This window comes from Maribacter flavus (assembly GCF_008386635.1).
Lineage (GTDB): Bacteria > Bacteroidota > Bacteroidia > Flavobacteriales > Flavobacteriaceae > Maribacter > Maribacter flavus.
Genome location: NZ_VUOE01000002.1, coordinates 828,426 through 854,380, shown reverse-complemented (window position 1 = coordinate 854,380; position 25,955 = coordinate 828,426). Strand labels below are relative to the sequence as shown.

Below are 25,955 nucleotides of genomic sequence, written 5' to 3'. Positions count from 1 at the left end.
AATTTTTTACATTTTCACTAATAAGTATCTCATCTTACATCTAGATTCTCATATCTCAATTAAATCATCTCAATTCTAAACACAAGGTATTACCTTATTAATTTACATAACTTTGAAAATTGGATGCAACTTCTAATGTTTAAATGAAACCCAAAAAATTCACCATATTCAATGATCCAATTTACGGATTTATTAGGATTCCCAGCGATTTGATTTTTGACCTGATAGCCCATCCGTATTTTCAACGCTTGCGTAGAATATCGCAAATGGGACTTTCTTATATGGTTTATCCAGGTGCGCACCATACCAGGTTCCACCATGCTTTAGGTAGCATGTACCTGATGCAAAAATCGATTCGGGTACTACGATTTAAAGGTGTAGCTATTTCGGAGGCGGAAGAAAAAGGACTTCTGGGAGCGATTCTTTTGCACGATATTGGTCATGGTCCGTTTTCTCATGCTATGGAACATAGTATCGTAAACGGGGTTAGCCACGAGCAAATTTCGCTTCAATTCATGCAAGAACTAAACAAGGTTTTCAACGGAGAATTGGACGAGGCAATTTCCATTTTTACACGGAAACATCCTAAAAGGTTTTTGAATCAGCTGGTTTCAAGTCAGTTGGATATGGATCGATTGGACTACCTCAAAAGGGATAGTTTTTATACGGGCGTATCCGAAGGAAATACCAATGCAGACCGACTCATCACCATGTTAAATGTGGTGGACGGTGGTAATCTCGTAGTGGAAGAGAAGGGTATTTATTCCGTGGAAAAGTTTTTGATGGCCCGCCGATTTATGTATTGGCAAGTATATTTGCACAAGACTGGGGTGGTGGCGGAGCAAATTCTGATCAGTATTCTAAAGAGGGCGCGTTTCTTGATCAAAAATGGCCGGCAATTACAAGGGAGCAACTCTTTACTTTTCTTTCTACAAAATGATATTAATCGGGATAGATTTGACGCTCAAATGCTGGAGCGGTTCTCAAAGTTGGACGATATCGACATTTTATCCGCAGTAAAGAATTGGCAGGAAGAGGATGATAAGGTGCTCTCTACACTTTGCAAAATGTTGATAAATAGAAAGCTGCTGCACATCAAAGTTAAAAAAGAGCCCATCAAAAAGGGAAAATTGACCCGAAGGAAGGAGAAGGTTGCCAAGATGTTCGGGTTATCCACGGAGGATGAAATCTCCTATTTTATATTCACCGGGGAAATTGAGAACAGGGCCTATAATCAAGAAAGCCAAAACATCCACATTTTACGAAAAAATGGGAAAATCGTAGATGTAGCCAAACTTTCGGACCACTTGAATATTACGGCACTGTCAAAAACGGTGACCAAATATTATATCTGTTACCCCAAAGATGCCGTATAACAATTTTTCTTACATTTGTGCCCATGGTGTTTACAGCAGGTCAAATTGCAGGTATTTTAGAGGGTGAAGTCCATGGAAATCCAGAGATAGCCGTTCACAAATTGGCCAAGATCGAGGAAGGAGAAAAGGGCTCTTTGACCTTTTTGGCCAACCCAAAATACACTTCCCATATTTACAAGACCAAAGCTTCCATCACCATAGTAAACAAGGATTTTATTCCGGAGCAGGATTTGGAAACGACCCTTATCAAAGTGGAGGATGCCTATAAGTCCTTTTCCAAATTACTGGAATATTACAATCAGGTCAAGAATAACAAAACGGGCATTGAGCAACCTGTTTATAAATCGGATTCCGCCACATTTGGTGACGATTTGTATTTGGGGGCGTTTTCCTATATTGGAAGTAATGTAACCATTGGAAATAACGTCAAGATTTACCCCAATGTCTATATTGGGGATAACGTGCGAATAGGCAATAACGTTGTGGTTTTTGCGGGGGCCAAAATTTATTCTGAAAGTATCATTGGAAACAATTGCGTCGTGCATAGCGGTGTGATCATTGGTGCCGATGGCTTCGGGTTCACCCCCAATTCCGAAGGAGAATTCAGCAAGGTTCCCCAAACGGGAAATGTGATTTTAGAGGATAATGTAGATGTGGGGGCCGGTACCACCATCGATAGGGCAACTTTGGGTTCCACCATCCTGAGAAAAGGTGTGAAACTAGACAATCAAATTCAGATTGCCCATAACGTTGAAATTGGGGAACATACGGTAATTGCCGCCCAAACAGGGGTTGCGGGCTCTACAAAAATTGGGAAGCACTGTATGATAGGCGGTCAAGTGGGTATCGTAGGCCATATCGTTATTGGCAATAATGTAAAAATACAGGCGCAATCCGGAATAGGAAGAAATGTAAAGGACAACGAAGTCCTACAAGGATCACCGGCACTGAATTATGGCGACTTTAACAAGTCGTACGTGCATTTTAAAAACTTACCTAAAATAATGAACAGAATCGACAACTTGGAAAATAAGGATCGACGATGAATACGAATGATAAACAACGCACCATTGCCAAGGAAGTTTCCCTTGCCGGAGTAGGTCTGCATACCGGGGAGAACGTGACCATAAAGTTTGTTCCCGCACCTGAAGACCATGGCTATAAATTTAAGCGTGTAGATCTTGAAGGTGAACCTATTATAGAAGCCGATGCCAATTACGTGGTAAATACCCAGCGAGGTACTAATTTGGAAAAGAACGGCGTAAAAATCCATACTTCGGAGCATGTACTGGCCGCACTGGTAGGTTTGGAAATCGATAATGTACTGATCGAGCTGGACTCACCCGAGCCGCCCATTATGGACGGCTCCGCAAAGTTTTTTGTAGAAGCTTTGGAAAGCGCGGGTATTGTTGAGCAAGAAGCAATGCGGGAAGAGTATGTCGTTAAGGATGTGCTAAGCTATAAAGATGAAGCAAGCGGAAGTGAAATCACCATTATTCCTGCGGATGAATATCAGGTGACCACCATGGTGGATTTTGGCACTAAGGTATTGGGCACGCAAAATGCCACCTTGGACAAACTTTCCGATTTTAAGGTGGAGATTTCCGCAGCGCGTACCTTTAGTTTTCTGCACGAGCTTGAAATGCTTTTGGAGAATGGCCTTATCAAAGGCGGAGATCTGAACAATGCGATCGTATATGTTGACAAGGAGATATCCGAGGCGACGATGAAAAAACTGGAAAAGGCCTTTAATAAAAAGAAGCTATCCGTAAAACCGAACGGGATTTTGGATAACCTCACCTTGCATCAGCCCAATGAGGCCGCCCGTCATAAACTCTTGGACGTTGTAGGGGATTTGGCACTGGCCGGAACCCGAATTCGTGGAAAGGTAATAGCCAACAAGCCCGGTCATTTTGTTAACACCCAATTTGCAAAAAAGCTTTCCAAAATCATAAAGCTTGAAAAAAGAAATAACGTACCTAAATATGATTTGAGTCAACCGCCTCTGATGGATGTGACCCAAATTATGAAAATGTTACCGCATAGACCTCCTTTCTTATTGGTAGACAGAATATTGGAACTCTCTGATTCGCACGTTGTGGGTATGAAAAACGTAACTATGAACGAACCTTTCTTCGTAGGACATTTCCCAGGTGCTCCAGTAATGCCGGGTGTTTTACAAGTGGAAGCTATGGCCCAAACAGGTGGGATTTTGGTGTTGAGTACCGTACCGGATCCAGAAAACTATTTGACTTTTTTCATGAAAATGGACAACGTAAAGTTCAAAAGACAGGTGCTTCCCGGTGATACTTTAATATTCAAATGTGATTTGATTTCGCCCATTAGAAGGGGAATATGCCACATGCAGGCCTATGCCTATGCAAATGATAAATTGGTCTCTGAGGCGGAACTGATGGCCCAAATCGTAAAATCAAAATAATAAGGACAGTATGAATCAGCCGCTGGCATATGTGCATCCAGGCGCCAAGATTGCAAAGAATGTGGTAATAGAGCCCTTTACCACAATTCATAACAACGTAACCATTGGGGAGGGCACTTGGATCGGTTCCAATGTCACGATCATGGAAGGTGCTAGAATCGGGAAAAACTGCAATATTTTTCCTGGTGCCGTAATATCCGCACCCCCTCAGGATTTAAAGTACAAGGGCGAGGAAACGACCGTGGTCATTGGAAACGGAACGACCATCCGTGAGTGTGCAACAATACATAAAGGTACATCGGATCGTATGAAAACGGTGGTGGGCAAAAATTGTCTTATCATGGCCTATTGCCATATCGCCCATGATTGTTTGGTGGGCAACAATTGTATTTTCTCCAACAACTCTACCTTGGCCGGACATGTGACCATTGGTGACAATGTTATTTTGGCCGGATTAGTCGCAGTGCACCAATTTGTATCGGTTGGGCAGCATGCCTTTGTAACTGGAGGATCTCTGGTTAGAAAAGACGTACCCCCTTACGTGAAAGCCGCCCGGGAACCACTTTCCTATGTCGGGATTAATTCCGTCGGTTTACGAAGGAGGGGCTATGAATCGGATAAAATCAGGGAGATTCAGAATATATATCGCATTCTATATCAGAAGAATTTCAACAATACCCAGGCCGTCCAAATTTTGGAGGCCGAAATGGAGGCGACTCCAGAGCGTGACGAAATTCTGCAGTTCATAAGGGATTCGCAACGTGGAATTATGAAAGGGTATTTCAGTAATAGTTAATTACCTTACTTTTGCAAACTTTTGGTTTATCCAGATAAATTATCAAAAATCATTTTAAGAATATAACAAATGGCATCTACATCAGATATTAGAAAAGGATTGTGCATCAGATATAACAATGATATCTATAAAATCATCGAATTTTTGCATGTGAAACCGGGAAAGGGACCGGCGTTTGTTAGAACCAAACTAAAAAGTGTCTCTACCGGGAAGGTATTGGACAACACGTTTTCTGCAGGACACAAAATTGAGGATGTACGTGTGGAAACACGATCGTACCAATTTCTGTATGAGGAAGGGGAGACCTACCACTTTATGAATACGGAGGACTACAACCAGATTACCCTAGCAGAGAGTGCTTTGGATGCGCCCGGACTTTTAAAGGAGGGCGAAGTGGTTAAGATTATGTTCAATACGGAGGATGCCATGCCCCTGTCCGTTGAAATGCCGGCAAGTGTAGTTTTGGAAGTAACCTATGCGGAGCCGGGGGTAAAAGGAAATACCGCCACCAATGCCACAAAACCAGCCAAAGTGGAAACTGGTGCAGAGGTTAACGTACCGTTGTTCATCAACGAGGGCGATAAAATTAAGATCGACACCTCCAGCGGATCATACATGGAGCGTGTAAAAGAATAAAACTAGGTACTTGAAATTTCCGACTACTTTTTCCTTAAAACAGATTTCCGAAATCATTCAATCCGATTTTGTTGGTGATCCGGATTTTCCCGTGTTGGGCATGAACGAGATCCATGTAGTGGAAGCAGGGGACATTGTATTTGTAGACCATCCAAAGTATTACGACAAGGCCTTACATTCCAAGGCGACCGTAATTCTTATCAATAAAAAGGTAGATTGCCCAATGGGCAAGGCCCTTTTGATTTCGGATGACCCATTTAGGGATTTCAACAAACTAACCCAGTATTTCAGTCCCTTTGTAGCTTCGATCAGAGCGATATCCAATTCGGCCAACATCGGAAAAAATACCATAATACAACCCAATGTATTTATAGGGAACAATGTTACCATTGGGGACAATTGTGTAGTTCATGCCAATGTGAGTATTTATGATAATTGCATCATTGGAAATGGGGTTACGATCCATGCGGGATCCGTCCTTGGCGCCGATGCTTTTTATTATAAAAACAGGCCTGAAGGCTTTGATAAATTGTTGTCCGGAGGAAGGGTCGTTCTTGAGGACAATGTGGACTTGGGCGCCCTCTGTACCATAGACCGTGGCGTTACCGGGGATACTACCATAGGTGCGGGATCAAAATTGGACAATCAAGTCCATGTAGGACACGATACGGTTATTGGCAAGAAATGTTTGATCGCTTCCCAAACTGGTATTGCCGGTTGTGTGGTAATTGAGGATGAAGTCACCCTATGGGGGCAAGTGGGTACCAATAGTGGCATCACCATAGGGAAAAAGGCCGTCATCATGGGCCAAACGGGCGTTACAAAGTCGGTTCCTGGAGGTAAAAGCTATTTTGGTACGCCTATTGAAGAATCTCGCGAGAAGCTGAAGCAATTGGCATACACAAAAAAAATACCGGAAATAATAAAAAAACTGGACAATAAATAAGAAGCGGAATACTTTAGTATTCTTTGACAAACATATATTTTTGCAGCAGAATTATACCTCGGGTCAAACCAACGGGTAATTCGTTAGGAACTAATTTTAATTTCGAGGCAAGCCAACCGGTGATTAACCCTTGGCTGTGCCAATAAAAATCAACAGCAATATGAGCGTTTTAGTAAACAAGGATTCCAAAATTATTGTACAAGGATTTACAGGAAGCGAGGGCACCTTTCATGCCGAACAAATGATTGAGTATGGTACCAATATCGTTGGTGGTGTTACTCCGGGAAAAGGCGGCCAAGAGCATTTGGGAAAACCTGTTTTTAATACCGTTAGTGAAGCTGTTGAAAAAGTTGGGGCAGATACCTCTATCATTTTCGTTCCGCCCGCTTTTGCGGCGGATGCGATTATGGAAGCTGCGGATGCAGGCATTAAAGTGATTATTACCATTACCGAAGGAATTCCGGTAGCGGATATGGTGATCGCTTCCAACTATATCAAGGACAGAAATTGTAGGTTGATCGGTCCAAACTGCCCTGGAGTCATCACACCGGGAGAGGCCAAGGTAGGTATCATGCCAGGTTTCGTTTTTAAGAAAGGAAACATTGGCATTGTATCTAAATCTGGTACATTGACATACGAAGCTGCCGATCAGGTCGTACGACAAGGCTTGGGAATCACTACGGCGATCGGTATTGGTGGTGATCCTATTATTGGTACAACTACTAAAGAAGCCGTAGAACTTTTGATCAATGACCCTGAAACCGAGTGTGTAGTGATGATCGGTGAGATTGGCGGTCAATTGGAAGCTGATGCTGCAAAATGGTATAAGGAAAGCGGAAGTAAAAAACCTATCGTTGGATTTATTGCTGGGGAAACGGCTCCTGCAGGAAGGACTATGGGACATGCCGGGGCCATTGTAGGAGGTAGCGATGATACGGCACAAGCCAAAAAGAAAATCATGAGGGAGCACGGAATCCATGTGGTAGATTCTCCCGCCGAAATAGGTGCCAAGGTGAAAGAAGTAATGTCCTAGGACATGCCAAAATCTATGGACACCTAGATTTAATCCGCTAAATTCTTTAATTGAAATCAATTCAGTGGTTTTATTGAGCATAGTATTTTTTTAAATCTCGATTATCGAGTAAAATCCCGTTGTTACGGGATTTTTTTTAGTCTATATACTTATATTTGATAATCGACCCTAGAAATAGTAACTACATGAAAGCCTCATTGAGGGATTTGTTATGGAAAGTCAAATACCTCAAAAAAGGAAATGTTCAAGAATCAAACTATTAACCTAATTTTAAACGTGTGAAACTGTTAGAAGGAAAAAATGTAATAATTACCGGTGCCAGCCGAGGTATAGGAAAGGGAATCGCCAAGGTATTTGCAGAAAATGGGGCCAATGTGGCGTTTACGTATAGTTCTAGCGAGGCACCCGCCTTGGGGTTGGAGAAGGAACTTAATGCCCTTGGCGTAAAGGCAAAAGCCTACAAAAGTAATGCTGCAAGCTACGCCGAAGCGGAAAGCCTGGTTGCTGAAGTTTTAAAAGACTTCAATGGAGTTATCGATGTACTGATAAACAATGCGGGAATCACAAAGGATAATCTTTTAATGCGTATGTCTGAGGAAGATTTCGATTCCGTTATGGACATCAATTTGAAGTCGGTCTTTAACATGACAAAGGCCACACAACGTACCTTCCTAAAACAACGCAAGGGCTCAATCATAAACATGAGTAGCGTGGTTGGTGTAAAAGGCAATGCCGGACAGACCAATTATGCGGCCTCCAAGGCCGGTATGATCGGTTTTACAAAATCGGTTGCACTGGAACTCGGATCTCGAAATATTCGCTGCAATGCCATTGCACCGGGTTTCATAGAAACGGAAATGACAGAGAAGCTGGATGAAAAAACGGTCCAAAGCTGGAGGGACGGCATCCCTCTAAAGCGTGGTGGCACTGCGCAAGACATTGCCAATGCCTGTCTGTTCTTTGCCTCTGACCTATCGGCTTACGTTACGGGACAGGTGCTCAATGTGGATGGCGGGATGCTGACATAAGCACCCAATATTTCCCGACTTCCAAAAGTCATCTCAACAAATTCAATTAATGCAAACTGAAACAGTTTTCCTTGTTATTTTAGCCGCAATGGTGGCTATTTTGGTAGCACTGTTTCAGTATTTTTATAGGAAAAAGAAAAGGACTCGGTTGACCCTTTTTCTGGCCTTCTTTCGCTTTTTAGGTGTATTTGGTATTTTGTTGCTCCTCATTAATCCCCAATTTGCCAAATCTACCTATACCATTGAAAATCCGGTATTGAATATATTGGTCGATAATTCCGCATCCATGCAGGAACATGGAACTGAAGTAAATACCATTCTGGAAGCCTTGAACAATTCCGAAAACCTTCAAAATAGGTTTACCATAAACAGATTCTCCTTTGGAATCGATTTGAAACCTTTGGACAGTCTTTCGTTTTCCGATATGTTTACCAACATAGGGGAACCCCTTTCCGATATAAATGAAGCCTACCGAAGAAAACAGGGTGCCATGCTACTTATTTCCGATGGGAATCAGAACGTAGGTAGGGACTACACCTATGAGAGTAGCGCAAAGAAGCCCGTGTATACCATCACGGTAGGCGATACCACGGCGTATGAAGATTTGGGTATCGGACCAATAAATACAAACACCTATGCTTTCCTGAACAATAAATTCCCGGTTGAAACCTATGTGCGATATCAGGGTAGCGGCACTATTACTACTCGGGTCCAAATAAAGGTAGGTGAGAGGACTATTTTTTCCGAAACCGTTGAACTATCGGAATCCAACAATTTAAAAAACATCAATACGCTGATAGATGCTACTACTGTAGGCCTAAAAAGGATAAACGTAAGCACGTCCCAATTGCCTTCGGAAAGAAATATTGCAAACAATAGCCGTGAAACAACGGTGGAAGTGATCGACGAAAAAACAAATGTGGGCATCGTTTCTGAAATTCTGCATCCGGATTTGGGAGCTTTAAAAAAAGCGATTGAAAGTAACGAACAACGAAAAGTGACATTCTTAAAACCAAATGCTCCAGCCGGAACTTTAGAGGAAATGGATATTTTTCTGCTGTATGAACTCAATAGAAGTTTCAATGCCATCTTTCAATTCATAAAAAACAAAAAATCCAATCATTTGATCATAACCGGGGTCAACACCGACTTTAATTTTCTCAATCAGGTTCAGGACGATTTTGAGGTTGAACTGGGTTATCCGGAACAGGAGGTGTTTGGGAGGACCAATGCCGCTTTTTCCAATTTTGATATTTCCGATTTTGATACCGACGATTTTCCCCCATTAACGAGCGATGCAGGTCCCATTACAATGAAGGTACCCCATGATGTATTACTGGATTCTGAAATCAGGGGCGTGAACATAAATTCACCCTTGCTTACTGTAATGGAACAGGAATCGTGGAAGAAGGGAATTTTAGCAGGTGCCGATATTTGGAGATGGCGTGCTCAGACTTATCGTTCCACCGGCGATTTCACGAATTTCGATAGCTTTATGGGCAAACTTGTTCGGTATTTAACGGCAAGTGCACAGCGAGACCGACTCAACCTGGAGTATTCCAATACCTTTGAGGGCAGCAATAGGGCGATCATTACCGCCACGTATTTTGACCAGGCATATATATTTGACCCAAATGCAACCCTGAATATAACCATTATAAACACTGAAAACGGGAATTCCTCCAGTAGGACCATGGCCATAAGAAGCGGATACTACGAAGCGGATTTGAGCGATTTGGAACCGGGCTCCTATGAATTTACAGTAAATGTGGAAGGGGAGGGAATCTCAAAAAATGGGAGCTTTGCAATTTCTGATTTTGATCTTGAAAAACAATTCGTTTCCAGTGACCACAAAAAAATGGACCTGCTCGCCAATAACACAAATGGCGCTTCCTATTTTCCGGACCAAATTGAAAGTCTAATTGAAGAACTCGGCACCAATAACAACTACATTCCCACACAAAAAAGCATTGAAAATATCGTATCTTTGATAGACTACAGGATACTCTTGGCCATAATCATAGTGGCGTTTAGTACGGAGTGGTTCCTAAGAAAATATAACGGACTAATTTAAACAGATAGAGATGGACAAATTACCAAAAATTGCCCTTCCGGCAATATTTATTTTTATAGTGCTAGTTATTTTAATTTCAAAATCCGCCGTGACCATAGGTTCTGGGGAGGCAGGGGTGCTTTATAAAACCTTTGGAAATGGAGTGGTAACGGATAAGCCCCCAATGGGGGAAGGATTTCATTTGGTAGCACCTTGGAACAAGGTATATATCTACGAGGTCAGACAACAGGAAGTCTTTGAAAAAATGAACGTCCTTTCCAGCAATGGTCTGGATATAAAGCTGGATGCATCGGCCTGGTTTCAACCAAAATACAATGAGTTGGGCAAGTTGCACCAAGAAAAGGGCGAAGATTATGTACAACGTGTTTTGTTACCCACGATCCGTTCCGCGGCGCGTTCCGTAGTTGGTCGCTATACACCGGAGCAATTGTATTCCAGTAAAAGGGACGCCATTCAAATGGAGATTTTTGAGGAGACCAAAAAGATTGTGGACGACGAATACATTCAGCTCAATGAAATATTGGTACGGGATGTTACCTTGCCACCGACTATCAAGGACGCCATAGAGCGTAAACTGAAACAGGAACAGGAATCCTTGGAATATGAATTCCGATTGATTACCGCCGAAAAAGAGGCTGAGCGCCAAAGAATTGAAGCCCAAGGTAAGGCCGATGCCAATAAAATACTAAGTGCATCCTTGACCGATAAGATTTTGCAGGATAAAGGTATCGATGCTACCTTAAAAATGTCAGAATCCCCAAATTCAAAAGTAGTGGTCATTGGAAGTGGAGGGGACGGATTGCCTTTGATTTTGGGAAATAACTAAAATACCTAAGCATTTCGCTTTTTGAACTAAATCTCGAATATCGAGTAAATTGTTATTTTTCGGAAATATTCTTTTCCATAAAAAAATTAAATTTTACTTTTACACAGTAATGAAGAAAAACAATACACATCATCATTTTTATACTTGCGCTCAAGCGAGGTAAAAATGTATTGTAGTATTACAGACATATTTTAAAACCCGTTTGAGAAATCAAGCGGGTTTTGTTTTTGGTTTCAATAGCATCAACAAAAAAATAAAGAAACGAGCATGACAAAAATTAGGATTGCGATTCAAAAATCGGGAAGATTGAACGAGGATTCCCTTCAAATTTTAAAGGATTGTGGCATTTCCATAGATAATGGCAAGGACCAATTGAAGGCATCCAGTAGAAACTTTCCCATGGAGGTTTTTTACTTGCGCAATGGCGACATTCCCCAATATTTGAGGGATGGAGTGGTGGATATAGCCATAATCGGGGAAAATGTTTTGATTGAAAAAGGAGAGGATATTTCGATTGCGGAAAAATTGGGCTTTTCCAAGTGTAAGGTCTCGTTGGCGGTTCCAAAATCGGTTAAATATAAATCCGTTCACGATTTTGAAGGAAAACGTATCGCTACCTCGTATCCAAATACCGTGAACAATTATTTAAGGGAAAAAGGGGTCAAGGCGGAATTACACATTATCAACGGGTCTGTGGAAATAGCACCGAATATTGGGCTAGCGGATGCAATATGTGACATTGTCTCCAGCGGTAGCACTTTGTTCAAGAACAATTTGAAGGAAGTGGAGGTAATGCTTACCAGTGAAGCGGTATTGGCCGTTTCGCCAAAGATATCGGAGGAGCGCACCGCTTTGTTGAAACGACTTCAATTTAGGATTCAGTCGGTTTTGCGAGCCCGAAAATCAAAATACGTGCTGTTGAACGCCCCAAATGATAGGTTAAATGATATATTAAAACTACTTCCCGGGATGCGCAGTCCAACGGTGCTACCTTTGGCGGAAGAAGGATGGAGTTCCGTGCATACGGTTATCGATAAGGATACCTTTTGGGAAGTGATCGACGAATTGAAAAAGGTGGGTGCCGAAGGTATTTTGGTATGCCCAATCGAGAAAATGGTTTTGTGAAACGGCTATTGGATGTTGGCATTTTGCTCGTAATTATAAAATATAATGAATTTCCGAAAGCTAAAAATCAGTTGCTAATTTGAGATTGAAAGTATGAACAAAATTTATAGCCCAAGTAAAGAATCTTGGGACAAGTTGCTAAAAAGACCCACCCAAACTATATCTGATATCGAGGATACGGTAAATAGGGTCTTCTCAGAAGTGAAGGATGGTGGGGATTCCGTTTTGAAGAAGTATACGGTAACCTTTGATGGGGTAGTGCTGGATAGTTTATTGGTATCTGAACAGGAAATAAAGGATGCAGCAGGTTCGGTATCCCAAAAGCTACAGCAAGCCATTCAATTGGCAAAAAGCAATATCGAGAAGTTTCATAGGGCCCAAAAGACCCAAAAGGTTTCTGTAACAACCGCTCCTGGTGTGGAATGTTGGCAGGAAAAGAGACCCATTCAAAAAGTCGGGTTATACATTCCTGGGGGAACGGCCCCTTTATTTTCTACTATTTTGATGTTGGCGGTACCGGCGAATTTGGCGGGATGTAAAGAAATTGTTTTATGTACGCCACCGGACAAGCAAGGTAATGTCAATCCTGCGATATTATATACAGCGGGATTATGTGGCGTGACAAAAATCCTGAAAGTTGGGGGTATCCAGGCGATTGCAGGAATGACCTTTGGTACGGAATCCGTTCCCAGAGTCTATAAAATTTTCGGACCCGGAAATCAATATGTAACCGTCGCAAAGCAAATTGCCACAAAGCATGGCGTGGCCATCGATATGCCCGCAGGACCTAGTGAACTTTTGGTTTTTGCCGATGATTCAGCAAATCCCGCTTTCGTTGCATCCGATTTATTGAGTCAGGCCGAACACGGTACGGACAGTCAGGTACTATTGGTTTCAACCTCAAAAGAAATGATAAACCAAGTAGAAACAGAACTTGAAAATCAGCTCAAAGAATTACCACGAAAGGACATCGCCGAAATGGCCATTGAAAATAGTAAATCGATTTATGTGGAAGATGGGCAAACGGCCGTAGAATTGATCAATGCGTACGGGCCGGAACATTACATTATCTGTGCCAAGGACGAAGATTATTTTATTGACAACGTGGCAAATGCCGGATCCGTATTTGTTGGAAATTATACCCCGGAAAGTGCGGGCGACTATGCATCCGGAACCAACCATACACTTCCCACCAATGGTTATGCGAAACAGTATAGTGGCGTAAATCTGGACAGTTTTATGAAAAGTATGACCTTTCAAAAAATAAGCCCGGAAGGCATTCTGAATATAGGCGAGGCCATTGAGCTTATGGCGGAGGCGGAAGGTTTGCAGGCACATAAGAATGCGGTCACCTTACGGTTGAAAGAACTAAAAAATGTCATTTAGATCAAGGTCGAGAAATATTGATATGCAAAAATTTGAACTGAATAAATTGATCAGGGAAAACGTAAAGGGCTTAAAACCTTATTCCTCGGCTCGGGACGAATATGTTTCGGATGGTTCGGAAATGATTTTCTTGGACGCCAATGAAAATCCGTTTCAAAATGGCGTCAATCGCTATCCGGATCCACAGCAGCGGAGTTTGAAGTCGGTACTGGCCGCGCAAAAGGGAATCTCAGAAGCCAATATTTTATTGGGCAATGGCAGTGATGAAGTGCTCGATTTGCTTTTCCGGGCCTTTTGTGAACCAAAAGTGGATAATATTATTACACTGCCGCCAACGTATGGCATGTACAAGGTTTTGGCTGATATTAATGTAGTGGAAAATAGGGAAGTACTATTGTTGGAGAATTTCCAACCGGATGTGAACACGATTTTAAATACGATGGATACCCAAACCAAAATGATTTTCATCTGTTCGCCCAACAACCCCACAGGGAATAGTTTCGCTGCGGAAAGCATTGAATTTTTGTTGCAGTCCTTTCAAGGTTTGGTGGTCATTGACGAAGCCTATATAGATTTTTCATTGGAGGATAGTTGGGTATCCAAATTATCGGACTATCCCAATTTGATTGTAACACAGACTTTGTCAAAGGCCTACGGCATGGCCGGTATCCGTTTGGGAATATGTATGGCATCCGAAGAAATAATATCGGTATTAAACAAAATAAAACCGCCTTATAATGTCAATGAACTGACCCAACAAAGGGCATTGCAAAGGGTAATGAATCGGGAGGAAATTAACCAAGAAGTCGAGAATATCCTTAAAGAAAGAAAGGCATTGGAACAAACGTTGAAAACCATTCAATTTGTTGAACAAGTTTATTCTACCGATGCCAATTTTATTCTGGCCAAAGTGGATAATGCATCCCTAAGATATGACCAATTGCTAAAAAAAGGCATTGTCATTCGCAATAGAACAACGCAACCGCTCTGTGAAAACACCTTGAGATTTACTGTTGGGACGCATAGGGAAAATGAATTTTTGATAAAGGCCTTAAACGAATTACCATGAAACCCTCATCGAGGGATTTGTTATGGCAATCCAGTCCCCGTACAAATGTAAATGCTTAAAAATTAAACTATTGACCTAATTTTGAACCTGTGAAACCCTCATCGAGGGCTTTGCTATCATAAGTTAAAAATCTCTATTAAAGTAAATGTTTAAAATCAACCTGTTAACCTAATTTTAAACGAATGAAATCGGAAAAAGCTAAAAATAGTTTCCCCATTGGGGGCGGAGGGGGCCGCAAAGTCCTATTTATCGATAGGGACGGTACCCTTATTAAGGAAACGGTAGACGAGCAGATAGACGCCTTTGAAAAAATGGTTTTCTATCCAAAGGCGTTTACCTTTCTAGGAAAAATAGCCAAGGAGCTGGATTATGAACTGGTCATGATTACCAATCAGGATGGCTTGGGAACCGATTCCTTCCCGGAAGAAACCTTCTGGCCCGTTCATAATTTCATTCTTAAATCCTTTGAGAATGAAGGCGTGGTATTCGATAAAGTATTCTTGGACCGCACCTTTCCCCATGAAAACGCCTATACTAGAAAACCGGGCACCGGACTCCTTACAGAATATTTCTCTGACGAATATGACCTTGAAAATTCCTTTGTTATTGGCGACCGATTAACAGATATGGAACTCGCTAAGAATTTGGGTGCCAAAGGCATCTACATCAATGACGAAACACATCTGGGCACTTCCGAAATTACGGTGAAAAGAGAAGAGCTGGATGCATTTATTGCATTGGAAAGCAACGATTGGCAAAAAATCTTTGAGTTCTTAAAACTGAAGGAAAGAACGGCTTCTACACATCGTAAAACCAACGAAACGGACATCCTTATCGAATTAAATTTGGATGGGACGGGAAAAAGCGACATCCATACCGGATTGGCCTTTTTTGACCATATGTTGGACCAATTGGCGCGACATGGGCAGATGGACCTAAAGATTAAAGTCGACGGCGATTTGGAAGTGGACGAGCACCATACGATAGAAGACACAGGAATTGCCTTAGGAGAAGTATTTTATGCAGCATTGGGAACTAAATTGGGCATTGAACGATACGGATTTTGCCTGCCCATGGACGATTGCTTGGCACAGGTCGCTATCGACTTTGGCGGAAGAAACTGGTTGGTCTGGGATGCCGATTTCAAACGGGAAAAAATTGGGGACATGCCCACCGAAATGTTCCATCATTTCTTTAAATCATTTTCGGATGGTGCCAAGGCAAACCTAAATATCAAGGCAGAAGGAACCAATGAGCACCACAAGATAGAGGCTATTTTCAAGGCCTTTGCAAAGAGTATAAAAATGGCGGTAAAGCGGGACGCTGAAAAAATGTTCCTACCATCTACGAAAGGTGTATTATGAAAATTGTTATTATAAATTATGGTGCGGGAAACATCCAAAGTATCAAATTTGCGATAAAACGTTTAGGGTATGATGCTGTATTAAGCAATGCTGCAGACGAAATACGAAATGCGGAAAAAATAATATTTCCTGGTGTTGGAGAAGCCAGTAGCGCTATGAAAAAATTAAGGGAAAGTGGGTTGGATAAATTGATTCCCACCCTTAAACAACCAGTTTTGGGTATCTGCTTGGGAATGCAGTTGATGTGTAAAGGTTCGGAAGAAGGTAATACCAAAGGACTGGGCATCTTTGATGTCGATGTTGTAAAGTTTGGCCCACACACACCTGAAAGGAGCTTAAAAATTCCACAAATTGGCTGGAACAAGATATATGATTTGAAGGGTGACTTGTTTCAAGGTCTTACTGAAGATTATGTGTATCTGGTTCATAGTTTTTACGCATCCTTATGTGGGGATACTATTGCGATTACGGATTACGGTCTACCCTACAGTGCGGCCCTTCAAAAAGATAATTTTTATGGGACCCAATTCCATCCTGAAAAATCGGGGGAATATGGCTCGGCAATATTGGAGAATTTTTTATCGGTATGACAAAGGTAACTACGGATGGTATTTCCCCTTTGGGGGATAGGGGGCTTCGAATCATACCGGCCATCGACATAATAGAAGGGAAGTGTGTACGCCTCTCCAAAGGAGATTATGATACCAAGAAAATATATAACGAAAATCCTTTGGAAGTCGCCAAGGAGTTTGAGGCCCATGGTATAAAATACCTTCACCTAGTGGATTTGGACGGGGCAAAATCCAAGCATATCGTTAACCATAAGGTACTGGAACAGATTGCATCCAAAACAAGCTTGAAAATAGATTTTGGCGGTGGATTAAAAACCGATGAGGATTTGAAAATTGCCTTTGAAAGTGGTGCCAGTCAAATTACAGGTGGAAGCATAGCGGTAAAAAATAGGGAAGTATTTCTTGGTTGGCTGAATGCACATGGGGCAGAAAGGATAATTCTTGGGGCCGATGCGATGGAAGAAAAAGTGGCCGTTTCTGGATGGCAGGAAGAATCGACCGAAGACCTGATTCCTTTTATTCAGGAATATCAGAAAGAAGGGATTTCCTATGTTATTTGTACCGATATATCAAAAGACGGAATGTTACAAGGCCCCTCGTTTCAACTGTATGAAAAAATAGTAAAGGAAACATCGGGGAAATCTCTAAAACTAATTGCGTCGGGGGGGATTTCCTGTTTTGAAGAACTTTCCCGGTTGGCGCAAATTGGTTGTGAGGGAGTCATTATCGGCAAGGCCATATATGAAAATAGGATTACCTTGAAACAATTGGAAACTTATATTATGAACCATGGATAAAGAAGCACGATTCATAGAGGAGCTGGTCAAGAATGCCCTCTATCGAATGGATGAAAGTACCCGGATGATTAAAACAAGTATGGAATCCATCAACGATGCGGAGGTCTGGCAAAAACCGAACGACTCCTTGAATAGCATTGGAAATTTAATTCTCCATATTTGTGGCAACATGACCCAATACATTATTTCTTCCTTGGGCGAGATGGAAGATGAGCGCAATAGGGACGGTGAATTTCAAACCAAAGGGGGACTTAACAAGGAGGAATTGATTAAAAAACTGGAGAGAACGGTGGATACCTCGAAGAGGGTCATTTTTGATGCCAAGCCGGAGCAATTGGTCAAGATTCGTTCCGTTCAAGGGTTTTCCTTTTCAGGAGTAGGGGTCATAATGCATGCTGTGGAGCATTATTCCTATCATACCGGACAAATCGCGTTTTGGGTAAAGCTTTTGAGGAACAAGGATTTAGGTTTTTATGATGGTCTAGATTTAACAGTTTTGAATGACGAATTCAGAATAAAGTATAAAAGCTGAACATATAAATCAATGAAGGGTTTAAAAATTAGAACTCAAAATTTTTTCCTTTGAATGTTGGGAACTTTGTAAGCTAATTCCTAAATCAAGGGAATTTGATGCTTGGGTAAGACAATTGATTCGTAGTTCCAGCTCAGTCGGCGCAAATTATAGAGCTGCTTGTAGAGCAAAATCCGACAAAGATTTTATTAATAAACTGAAGATTTTGGAAGAAGAATTGGATGAAAGTATGTTTTGGCTTGAAATGTTTCAAAAAACTGAAATTAATGAAAAAAATAATTTGAATGTTCTTTTAAAGTAAGCCAACGAACTACTTGCCATAACGGTTAGTTCAATCATGACCGTTCGAAAACGATTAAATCAAATTTCTTAACCATGAATATGAGAAAATTAATATTCTAAATTTTAAATCCGTAATTCTAAATTAAAAAGTGTTAGCAAAAAGAATCATACCCTGTTTAGATATAAAGGACGGCAGAACAGTAAAGGGCGTCAATTTTGTGGACTTAAGGGATGCCGGTGATCCGGTGGAACTTGCAGAAATCTATAGCAAGGAAGGCGCGGATGAACTGGTCTTCCTGGATATTTCGGCTACAGAACAAAAAAGAAAGACCTTGGCGGATTTGGTGTATCACGTAGCTGAAAAGGTAAACATACCTTTTACCGTTGGAGGTGGTATTTCCTCAGTAGAGGATGTGGATATTTTACTGCAAAACGGTGCGGACAAGGTTTCCATAAACTCCTCGGCGGTAAAGAATCCGAAATTAATCAATGATTTGGTAGCTAAATTTGGATCTCAATGTATTGTGGTGGCCATCGATGCCAAACAAATTGATGGAGAATGGATTGTGCATTTGGTGGGAGGCAGGGTACCTACGGAACGGAAACTATTTGAATGGGCCAAAGAAGTTGAAGCACGGGGTGCCGGTGAGATATTGTTTACATCCATGGACCACGATGGTACAAAGGACGGTTTTGCAAACCGAGCCTTGGCCAAATTGTCCGACGAACTTACTATTCCAATTATAGCATCGGGCGGGGCAGGAAATATTCAGCACTTTACGGACACCTTTAAGGAAGGTAAAGCAGATGCCGCCCTGGCCGCCAGTGTGTTCCATTTTAAGGAAATTAAAATAAGGGATTTAAAAAAGGAACTTCAAAAAGAAGGCGTTACCGTTAGGATATAGAGATAGATGAAAAAAATCGGACTTATTGGAGGTATAACGTGGCAGTCCACCCAACTGTATTATCAGTACCTAAACGAGATAGTGAATTCAAAATTGGGAGGTTCCCATTCGTGTAAATTGGTGATGGAGTCGGTAGACTTCCATGAAATCTCCAAAAAGCAAAGTGCCGGGGATTGGGAATCCTTGAACAAGGAATTTGCCAATATCGGCAGAAGGTTGGAGCAAACCGGAGCAGAAATGATTCTCATCGGTGCGAATACCATGCACCTATGTGCGGATAGTATAAAGAAGGTAACCAACATACCCTTACTCCATATTGCCGAAGCTACTGGGCAAGCCGTTGTTTCCAAAGGAATTGACACGGTGCTTTTGTTGGGAACCAAATTTACCATGGGGCTTGATTTTTATAAAGATATCCTCAAAACGCAGTTTGGAATAACAACTATGATACCCAAAGAGTCAGACCAAGAATTGGTCCATAACATTATCTATACAGAGCTTTCCAAAGGAATTATTTCGCCTGAATCCAGGGAAGTTTACCTCAGAATTATCGATGCTGGAGTAAAAGCAGGGGCAAAAGGAGTTATTTTAGGTTGTACCGAAATACCTTTGTTGATCCAACAGGAACATTGCAATATTCCTACCTTTGACACTACATTAATTCATTCAAATGCGGCCGTGAAATTTGCCTTGGCCGAATAACGACTTACGATGGAAGTAGATTTTACAAAAAATACAGACGGACTTGTTCCAGCCATTATACAGGATGCACGAACAAAAAATGTGCTCATGTTAGGCTATATGAACGAAAAGGCTCTGGAGAAAACCCAAGAAAGTGGGAAGGTTACTTTTTATAGCCGAACAAAGGAGCGCTTGTGGACCAAAGGCGAGGAAAGTGGTAACTTTTTAAAGGTGGTTGCCATAAAAACTGATTGCGATAACGATACGCTGTTGATTTCCGTACATCCAGTAGGGCCAACCTGTCATACAGGAAGTGATACCTGTTGGAACGAGGAAAACAATTCCAATTTTGGATTCTTTTCAGAATTGGAAAATACAATTGCCCAACGGAGAAAAGCCGCTAAAGGCGATACTTCTTATGTTGCATCCCTTTTTGAAAAAGGCATCAACAAAATTGCCCAAAAAGTAGGGGAGGAGGCCGTGGAAACGGTCATAGAAGCCATGGATAACAAAGATGATTTGTTTCTTTATGAAAGTGCCGACCTACTTTTTCATTATTTGATCCTATTACAGGCCAAGGGGTTCAGTCTTAAGGATATCGAAGCCGAGTTAATGAAACGAAAAAAGTAAGGAGTACCGTTTTTTATATGTAATTGATTCAATAAATACTATTCGATTTCCCTAGCTCTGATGTTTTTGAAGTAAACACGTTGGCCGTGATGCTGAAACATGATGTGACCTTCCTGGTGGGAGTGAAAATCGGGATTTTCCTTAAACTTGCTTTCGTTCAACAATTTTTTCATTTCGGGACTGTTCATCTCAAATTCTATGACTTTGTTCCCGTTTAGCCAGTGCTCAACGTGTCCGTTATTGTGAACAAGTCTTGCTCTGTTAAAATCGCCGATTGGTTTTAGTTCCTTGGCAACAGGTTTAATCAAATCGTACAAGGAACCAGCAGATCGTACGGCAAGCGTATCGTAAAAATTTTCATCGTCCAGGATTTGCAGTTCATAGTTGTCCAACCAGTTTGGACTATTGCCATTTCCAGCTTCCATGGACAGATCTTCCTGCATGTGAAAGAAAACCCCTGAATTTGCGGCGGTATCAACGGCCCATTCATACTCCAGTTCAAAATTCCTAAAACGCTGCTTGGTAACGAGGTCCCTATTTGTGGTATCAGGATTGGCAATCAAGGCCCCGTTTTCCACATACCAAATACCTTCTGGAAAGTCTTCAATACCATAACCCCTAAGGGCATCGGTAGAATTTCCATCAAAAATAATGACCCAATCATTATTCGTGGATGCCTCAAGTTTTGGTTTTGGCTTTTCCTCACCGCAAGCACCAAGAAGTAAAACGGTTAAACAACTACCAAGAATTTTTTTCATGACTTTCTTTATTTTCTAATCAGTTAATTTAAAATATTGGTTTCAAAACCATCAATACTCCGTGTGTTTTTATGCTTCCAATACTCCTTAATTTTTTCCTCTCCCTGATTTTCGGCCCAATCGTTCAGGGTATTTCGTTCTTCTTTATAATCCATCAAAGGTACAGCAAAACCGCAGGAAACCTGAACAAGGTCTACATCCATTTCTATAATCTGTCTGGCACCGGCATTTTTTGGAAAAAGTTCGATGTATACTTGAAACGCTTCATCTCTTTTGTGGTAAATCTTCGCATTTCCATATAACCTTAAAATCTTTGGTTTCCCATCAAAGGCACAAAACATAAGGGTCATCCTGGCGTTTTTTAATAAATGGGCCGCCGTTTCGTTTCCGCTGCCCGTAAGATTTAACCAAATCACCTTGTTTTCAGTAATGACTTTTAGACTATCGGTTCCTTTTGGGGAAACATTGACCCTCCCTTCACAAGCTGCAGTTCCAACAAAGAATATATGTTGGTTTTCTATGAATGTCCTTTGTTCCACATCAATACTGGCAAACTTCTTACCCATAACAATCCATTTTTAACTTTAATATTACCTTATTAAGTCCAACATAGTATTTTAAATCCGTCTTTTAGGTTGTAGCCATTTCCCGGAATTCAATAGTTTAACGACTTACCAATCTAAATTTCATAAGAATTTAGTCCCTAGATTTGAGAACCAGTTTTCCATCGGCTAAGGTCAATAAAAAGTAAACCTTGGACCAGAAATATATTCCAATTCCCATGCTTTTCCAACGGTTCCTCGGTAGGGGCATTTTTAATACTTGCACAAACGAATATAAAAATTCCTAAAATAAACATTCAAAATAGAGGTCTTCTGGTTATTATTGGCACTTCTCCTTTTATTTGATAAACATAGGTTCAAATTATCAAATTTTATCTGGGTGGAAGAATACCATTCCACCAATAGAGATTAACAGTTGCTAAATTCCTTAGAATTCAAGGTATATGAAATTGTATAAGGTTTTCGTATTTTTAATGGGTTTCTAAAAACAATCAGAACATGACGATACTGAACAAGATAAAATGGGTATTAGGAATCTTAATGATTTTTGTATTGATTCTTGCAACGAATCTAATCGATAGAAACAATTTTCTAAGGGTAAAGGATTCTGTCATTACTATATATGAAGATCGCCTCGTTGTCAACGATATCATATTTGAGTTTTCCCAATACGTTCATGAAAAGGAAATCGCCATGATGGGAAAGGATTCTACTTTTTATGGGAATAGGAACTTGGAGATCAATGACAAAATTCAAACTTTGGTTCGACGATATTCCGAAACGAAACTGACCAAGGAGGAGGAAAGAATTTTCAACGATTTCAGGGAAAATTTGGAGGAATTGGAGTCGCAAGAAGTGGCTTACGTTCAAAATGATATGGCAGAGGGCGCAACTTTAGAGAGCAAAATCGATCGTGTAAAGGAAAACCTTCACGATCTTTCCAAAATCCAATTAAGTGAAGGGGGTAGACAAATGAACATTAGCAAGAAAGCCGTGGACTCCGTTGATCTGTTCACACGACTAGAAATTTATGTGTTGATTTTCCTTGCTATTATAGTACAGGTCATCATACTCTACGACCCAAAAAAATCTTCGGAAGATTAAGATCCGGATTAAACCACCTCGGGGCAAGCGCACTAGGAATTCTTCCAAAAGGAAGTTTTAATTTGTAAGTCTGCCCGACTAGCGTTAAGGCGTACAAGTCTCGGGATATCAATCCCCTTGGTATATCCAATAAATTTTACTTTTAAAATCCGATTTTCTTTTTGAAACAAACGCTGTTTTCAATGCCCTCATAGGGAGGATAGTTTGCGGTGACTTCATACCCACTCTTTTTATACAGACTGATGGCCTCCGGTTGCCGGAGCCCGGTTTCCAAAACGCACTGTGTATTTCCCAACTCCAATGCCCACGCCTCCAAAGCTTCCAATACTTTTGAAGCAATGCCCTTGGATCTATGTTCAGGTAGCACGTACATACGTTTGATTTCCACACTATGGTCAGCGAACTTCTTAAAAGCACCACAACCTATTGCAGCACCATCCTTGAAATAAACAATGCAGTGCTGTAATTGGGTTATGCCGTTAAATTGGGAATAGAAAAGGGTGTCCTCCCCATCGCGATTGGCAAGATCTGCATCCAATAATTGCACCAGTTTTTTAAAGGCCTGATTGCCGGACTCCGTTCGTAATAGTTCTTCTTTCATTCTAATCCTATACTGAAATGGTAACACCTTCCGCACTACCGCCGGCTTCATCGAAATAAAAATCGACCCTACCTACATTGACGCCAAAGCAACCTACTTGATTAACCAAAATTTCACGTCCCTTTGCATTGGTAACCACGGTAGGCCTTTCCAAAAATGTATGTGTATGGCCACCAATAATCAAATCCGTATACTTGGTACGTTTCCCCAATTTCAGGTCATCAGGTCTATTTTCATTTTCATAGCTGTATCCTAAATGGGAAAGGCAAATAATGATATCGCATTTTTCGGTTTCCTTTAAAAGAGCTTCAATGTCCGTTGCCACTTCGTAGGGGTCCAAGTATTCCGTTTCCTTATAAAGTTTTTTGGTCACCAAACCCGCCAAATTGATGCCTAGGCCATAAATACCAACCTTTATACCATCTTTAATGTACGTTTTATAGGGCTTGGTATATCCGTTCAAGACTGTATTCGTGAAATCATAATTGGCGATGAGAAAATCGAAACTTGCATAGGGTAATTGCGCCAAAAGCCCGTCAATTCCATTATCAAAATCGTGATTGCCAATGGTGGCGGCGTCATATTGCAGCATACTCATTAGCTTAAACTCGAGTTCACCGCCATAAAAATTAAAATACGGGGTTCCCTGAAAAATATCGCCAGCGTCCAATAAAAGCGTATTGGGATTTTCCTTTCGTATTTTTTGTACCAACCCCGCACGTCTAGCTAAGCCGCCCAATCCTGGAAAGTCAGCATGATTTTTAGGAAAGGCATCGATGTGGCTATGTACATCATTGGTATGTAGAATGGTCAGATGCTTTTTTGAAGCCTTACAGGAATTCAATAAGACGCCTCCTGCCGATAGCATTACCGAACCCGCTATCGTATGTGTAACAAATTTTCTTCTATCCATTTGTAATTTCAAGTTCAAAAATCATATTCAAAATCAAAAGATTTAAGGTTCTAGCTAGTAGCAAAAATATCAAAAACCAAATCACAAGATCCAAAACGAATTGGGCTTAGCGCACAGCGTCGAACCGATGGCTTAAAGCCAATTGCCCCACTTATTCAATCTTGTAATACCTCAGATCAACTTTTGGCGCAAGCGTATCCACTTTTGTAAAATAATCGATCAAGGCATTTCTAATTTTATAATCAATGTCCGTCACCTCCAAGGCGTCTTTAAAAAAAACCATATCATCACCGCCGGAGACCAGATAGTCGGAAGTAGCCACATAATAACTTTTCTTCTCATCAAATGGTGCCCCCTGAATGGTTAAGGATTTGATACTATCGTCCTTGTTCAAAACCAACTGAATACCTGCAATTGGGTGTGCTCTTTTGGACCGAATAAGATAGGTCAGCATTTCTTTTACGGATTGCCCTTTCAATTCCACGACCACCGTATTGTTTTCAAAGGGCATCACCTCAAAGGCCGTTCGGGCGGAGACCTTTCCCTCGGAAATAATGGAGCGGATGCCTCCATGGTTTAATAACACAAAATCTAAATCCTTTCCCGTTCTGCTTTTAAATATAGGAGCCGCTTGCTCCAAAATGATATCCGCCATAAGGTTACCGGCCGTGGTATTGTAAATTCCGTCCGTTTTGGAAATGTCCAAAGAAGCATATGCCAATGTACTGTCCAACATTTTTTCTACATGATTATGGTAGGGCAGAATAAAATTGGAAATTGAATCCACAACCGCATAGGTACTATCTACAATCAGTTGTTTTCCTTCAAAATTAATGAGTCTGTCCTGAGATTGACGGCAGGCTATCATTCCTATAAATGTTATAAATAAAACAAAATGTTTTATTTTTAAACAACCAAAGTGTTTTAACTTCGTCATACAGTTGAACGGATATTATTTACATTTGTAGAAATGTAAAAATACATGTTTTTAAAAGGAATTAAGGACAGGTTTAAACAGAAATCCGGACTTAAATTTATCAAACAGGAGCTCGAAAAACCGGGATACGTAAGTACCCGTGAAAAGGGGATAAGTTCATTGGGTTGTATTGTGGATTTGGACAAATTCGATAAGACCGATGTGTTCTATCAGTTTTTGGATGATTTTTCCTTAAGGCCAAATGCGGTGAAAATCATAGGCTATAAAAGCTATTATGACAAGAATTCTCCGTATTCCACCCCGATTTTTTCGGATAAAGACTTGGGTTGGAACGGCGAAATCGAAAACAGTTATGCGTTGGAGTTCTTGAACAGGGAATACGATCTATTGGTGAACTATTATGATGAAAACAACCTGTTGCTGAATTTAATGTCCATCAAGACCAAAGCAAGGATTAAAGTAGGATTCGGAACTGTGGGGCCGGATTACAACGACCTGATAATGAACACCCAAATGTCCGATTTTAAAACGTTCAAACTGGAATTGAAAAAGTATTTAGGCGTTTTTAAAGAAATATAGCA

Annotated in this window: 28 protein-coding genes; 23 read left to right on the top strand and 5 right to left on the bottom strand. The window is 41.0% G+C overall.

All coding sequences use genetic code 11. The features are described from left to right. The first annotated feature begins 143 nt into the window (after positions 1-143). The 21 genes from F0361_RS14085 to hisIE all read left to right on the top strand — a co-directional run bounded on the left by F0361_RS14085 (position 144) and on the right by hisIE (position 20,498). Entirely contained in the window at positions 144-1,376 is a 1,233-nt protein-coding gene (locus tag F0361_RS14085; RefSeq protein ID WP_154919474.1) for an HD domain-containing protein, read from the top strand. A gap of 23 nt (positions 1,377-1,399) precedes the next feature. Next, positions 1,400-2,422, top strand: coding sequence for a UDP-3-O-(3-hydroxymyristoyl)glucosamine N-acyltransferase (lpxD, locus tag F0361_RS14080; RefSeq protein WP_138258124.1), 1,023 nt, complete (start codon positions 1,400-1,402; stop codon positions 2,420-2,422). Continuing rightward, entirely contained in the window at positions 2,419-3,816 is a 1,398-nt protein-coding gene (locus F0361_RS14075; RefSeq protein ID WP_154919473.1) for a bifunctional UDP-3-O-[3-hydroxymyristoyl] N-acetylglucosamine deacetylase/3-hydroxyacyl-ACP dehydratase, read from the top strand. The genes lpxD and F0361_RS14075 overlap by 4 nt, the downstream gene beginning before the upstream one ends. A 10-nt stretch (positions 3,817-3,826) precedes the next feature. Then, positions 3,827-4,612, top strand: a complete 786-nt coding sequence (gene lpxA / locus F0361_RS14070) for an acyl-ACP--UDP-N-acetylglucosamine O-acyltransferase (RefSeq protein ID WP_138258126.1) — start codon at positions 3,827-3,829, stop codon at positions 4,610-4,612. Between the two features lie 69 nt (positions 4,613-4,681). Continuing rightward, the gene (efp, locus tag F0361_RS14065; protein ID WP_154919470.1) at positions 4,682-5,248 is read left to right on the top strand and encodes an elongation factor P; all 567 of its coding nucleotides are present in this window, start codon (positions 4,682-4,684) and stop codon (positions 5,246-5,248) included. A gap of 10 nt (positions 5,249-5,258) precedes the next feature. After that, positions 5,259-6,194 (top strand): UDP-3-O-(3-hydroxymyristoyl)glucosamine N-acyltransferase, encoded by a 936-nt coding sequence (locus F0361_RS14060; protein WP_154919468.1) that lies wholly within the window; start codon positions 5,259-5,261, stop codon positions 6,192-6,194. A 160-nt stretch (positions 6,195-6,354) separates the two neighbouring features. Further along, on the top strand, positions 6,355-7,227 hold the full coding sequence (gene sucD, locus F0361_RS14055) for a succinate--CoA ligase subunit alpha (RefSeq protein ID WP_138258129.1): 873 nt from the start codon (positions 6,355-6,357) through the stop codon (positions 7,225-7,227). 278 nt (positions 7,228-7,505) lie between these two features. Further along, the gene (gene fabG / locus F0361_RS14050) at positions 7,506-8,255 is read left to right on the top strand and encodes a 3-oxoacyl-[acyl-carrier-protein] reductase (RefSeq protein WP_154919466.1); all 750 of its coding nucleotides are present in this window, start codon (positions 7,506-7,508) and stop codon (positions 8,253-8,255) included. 49 nt (positions 8,256-8,304) lie between these two features. Then, positions 8,305-10,329, top strand: a complete 2,025-nt coding sequence (locus tag F0361_RS14045; protein WP_154919464.1) for a vWA domain-containing protein — start codon at positions 8,305-8,307, stop codon at positions 10,327-10,329. 10 nt (positions 10,330-10,339) lie between these two features. Then, positions 10,340-11,155 carry a prohibitin family protein gene (locus F0361_RS14040; RefSeq protein ID WP_154919461.1) on the top strand — a complete coding sequence of 272 codons (816 nt, stop codon included), beginning with the start codon at positions 10,340-10,342 and terminating at the stop codon, positions 11,153-11,155. 267 nt (positions 11,156-11,422) lie between these two features. Next, positions 11,423-12,280: an ATP phosphoribosyltransferase gene (gene hisG, locus F0361_RS14035; protein WP_154919459.1), complete on the top strand. Its 858-nt coding sequence runs from the start codon at positions 11,423-11,425 to the stop codon at positions 12,278-12,280. A gap of 93 nt (positions 12,281-12,373) precedes the next feature. Then, positions 12,374-13,666 carry a histidinol dehydrogenase gene (gene hisD, locus F0361_RS14030; protein ID WP_154919457.1) on the top strand — a complete coding sequence of 431 codons (1,293 nt, stop codon included), beginning with the start codon at positions 12,374-12,376 and terminating at the stop codon, positions 13,664-13,666. Between the two features lie 22 nt (positions 13,667-13,688). Further along, on the top strand, positions 13,689-14,735 hold the full coding sequence (gene hisC / locus F0361_RS14025) for a histidinol-phosphate transaminase (protein WP_154919455.1): 1,047 nt from the start codon (positions 13,689-13,691) through the stop codon (positions 14,733-14,735). 182 nt (positions 14,736-14,917) lie between these two features. Continuing rightward, complete coding sequence (gene hisB, locus F0361_RS14020) at positions 14,918-16,099, top strand: bifunctional histidinol-phosphatase/imidazoleglycerol-phosphate dehydratase HisB (protein WP_154919452.1); 1,182 nt, start codon at positions 14,918-14,920, stop codon at positions 16,097-16,099. Beyond that, complete coding sequence (gene hisH, locus F0361_RS14015; protein ID WP_154919450.1) at positions 16,096-16,689, top strand: imidazole glycerol phosphate synthase subunit HisH; 594 nt, start codon at positions 16,096-16,098, stop codon at positions 16,687-16,689. The genes hisB and hisH overlap by 4 nt, the downstream gene beginning before the upstream one ends. Further along, positions 16,686-17,468: a 1-(5-phosphoribosyl)-5-[(5-phosphoribosylamino)methylideneamino]imidazole-4-carboxamide isomerase gene (gene hisA, locus F0361_RS14010; protein ID WP_154919449.1), complete on the top strand. Its 783-nt coding sequence runs from the start codon at positions 16,686-16,688 to the stop codon at positions 17,466-17,468. The genes hisH and hisA overlap by 4 nt, the downstream gene beginning before the upstream one ends. Further along, positions 17,461-18,000, top strand: coding sequence for a DinB family protein (locus F0361_RS14005; protein ID WP_154919447.1), 540 nt, complete (start codon positions 17,461-17,463; stop codon positions 17,998-18,000). Before hisA ends, F0361_RS14005 begins: the two co-directional genes overlap by 8 nt. A gap of 40 nt (positions 18,001-18,040) precedes the next feature. Continuing rightward, positions 18,041-18,301, top strand: a complete 261-nt coding sequence (locus tag F0361_RS14000; protein WP_154920278.1) for a four helix bundle protein — start codon at positions 18,041-18,043, stop codon at positions 18,299-18,301. Between the two features lie 130 nt (positions 18,302-18,431). Beyond that, positions 18,432-19,187: an imidazole glycerol phosphate synthase subunit HisF gene (gene hisF, locus F0361_RS13995; RefSeq protein WP_154919445.1), complete on the top strand. Its 756-nt coding sequence runs from the start codon at positions 18,432-18,434 to the stop codon at positions 19,185-19,187. Between the two features lie 6 nt (positions 19,188-19,193). Further along, complete coding sequence (locus tag F0361_RS13990) at positions 19,194-19,889, top strand: aspartate/glutamate racemase family protein (protein ID WP_154919443.1); 696 nt, start codon at positions 19,194-19,196, stop codon at positions 19,887-19,889. A 9-nt stretch (positions 19,890-19,898) separates the two neighbouring features. Then, on the top strand, positions 19,899-20,498 hold the full coding sequence (gene hisIE / locus F0361_RS13985; RefSeq protein ID WP_154919441.1) for a bifunctional phosphoribosyl-AMP cyclohydrolase/phosphoribosyl-ATP diphosphatase HisIE: 600 nt from the start codon (positions 19,899-19,901) through the stop codon (positions 20,496-20,498). A gap of 38 nt (positions 20,499-20,536) precedes the next feature. Here hisIE and F0361_RS13980 read toward each other — a convergent pair whose 3' ends face one another. Both F0361_RS13980 and F0361_RS13975 read right to left on the bottom strand, forming a co-directional pair. Next, positions 20,537-21,256 carry a 3-keto-disaccharide hydrolase gene (locus F0361_RS13980; RefSeq protein WP_154919439.1) on the bottom strand — a complete coding sequence of 240 codons (720 nt, stop codon included), beginning with the start codon at positions 21,254-21,256 and terminating at the stop codon, positions 20,537-20,539. 23 nt (positions 21,257-21,279) lie between these two features. Then, positions 21,280-21,822: a pyridoxamine 5'-phosphate oxidase family protein gene (locus tag F0361_RS13975; RefSeq protein ID WP_154919437.1), complete on the bottom strand. Its 543-nt coding sequence runs from the start codon at positions 21,820-21,822 to the stop codon at positions 21,280-21,282. Positions 21,823-22,317: 495 nt separating this feature from the next. Here F0361_RS13975 and F0361_RS13970 point away from each other — a divergent pair, with 495 nt between their 5' ends. Then, positions 22,318-22,923 (top strand): MCP four helix bundle domain-containing protein, encoded by a 606-nt coding sequence (locus F0361_RS13970; RefSeq protein WP_154919435.1) that lies wholly within the window; start codon positions 22,318-22,320, stop codon positions 22,921-22,923. Between the two features lie 142 nt (positions 22,924-23,065). Here F0361_RS13970 and F0361_RS13965 read toward each other — a convergent pair whose 3' ends face one another. The 3 genes from F0361_RS13965 to F0361_RS13955 form a co-directional block, all read right to left on the bottom strand. Further along, positions 23,066-23,524 (bottom strand): GNAT family N-acetyltransferase, encoded by a 459-nt coding sequence (locus F0361_RS13965; RefSeq protein WP_154919433.1) that lies wholly within the window; start codon positions 23,522-23,524, stop codon positions 23,066-23,068. Positions 23,525-23,531: 7 nt separating this feature from the next. Then, positions 23,532-24,437 carry a bifunctional metallophosphatase/5'-nucleotidase gene (locus tag F0361_RS13960; RefSeq protein ID WP_154919431.1) on the bottom strand — a complete coding sequence of 302 codons (906 nt, stop codon included), beginning with the start codon at positions 24,435-24,437 and terminating at the stop codon, positions 23,532-23,534. A 151-nt stretch (positions 24,438-24,588) separates the two neighbouring features. Continuing rightward, positions 24,589-25,305 (bottom strand): 5'-nucleotidase C-terminal domain-containing protein, encoded by a 717-nt coding sequence (locus tag F0361_RS13955; protein ID WP_246160896.1) that lies wholly within the window; start codon positions 25,303-25,305, stop codon positions 24,589-24,591. Between the two features lie 114 nt (positions 25,306-25,419). Here F0361_RS13955 and F0361_RS13950 point away from each other — a divergent pair, with 114 nt between their 5' ends. Beyond that, positions 25,420-25,953: a DUF6913 domain-containing protein gene (locus F0361_RS13950; RefSeq protein ID WP_154919427.1), complete on the top strand. Its 534-nt coding sequence runs from the start codon at positions 25,420-25,422 to the stop codon at positions 25,951-25,953. Positions 25,954-25,955 lie beyond the last annotated feature (2 nt).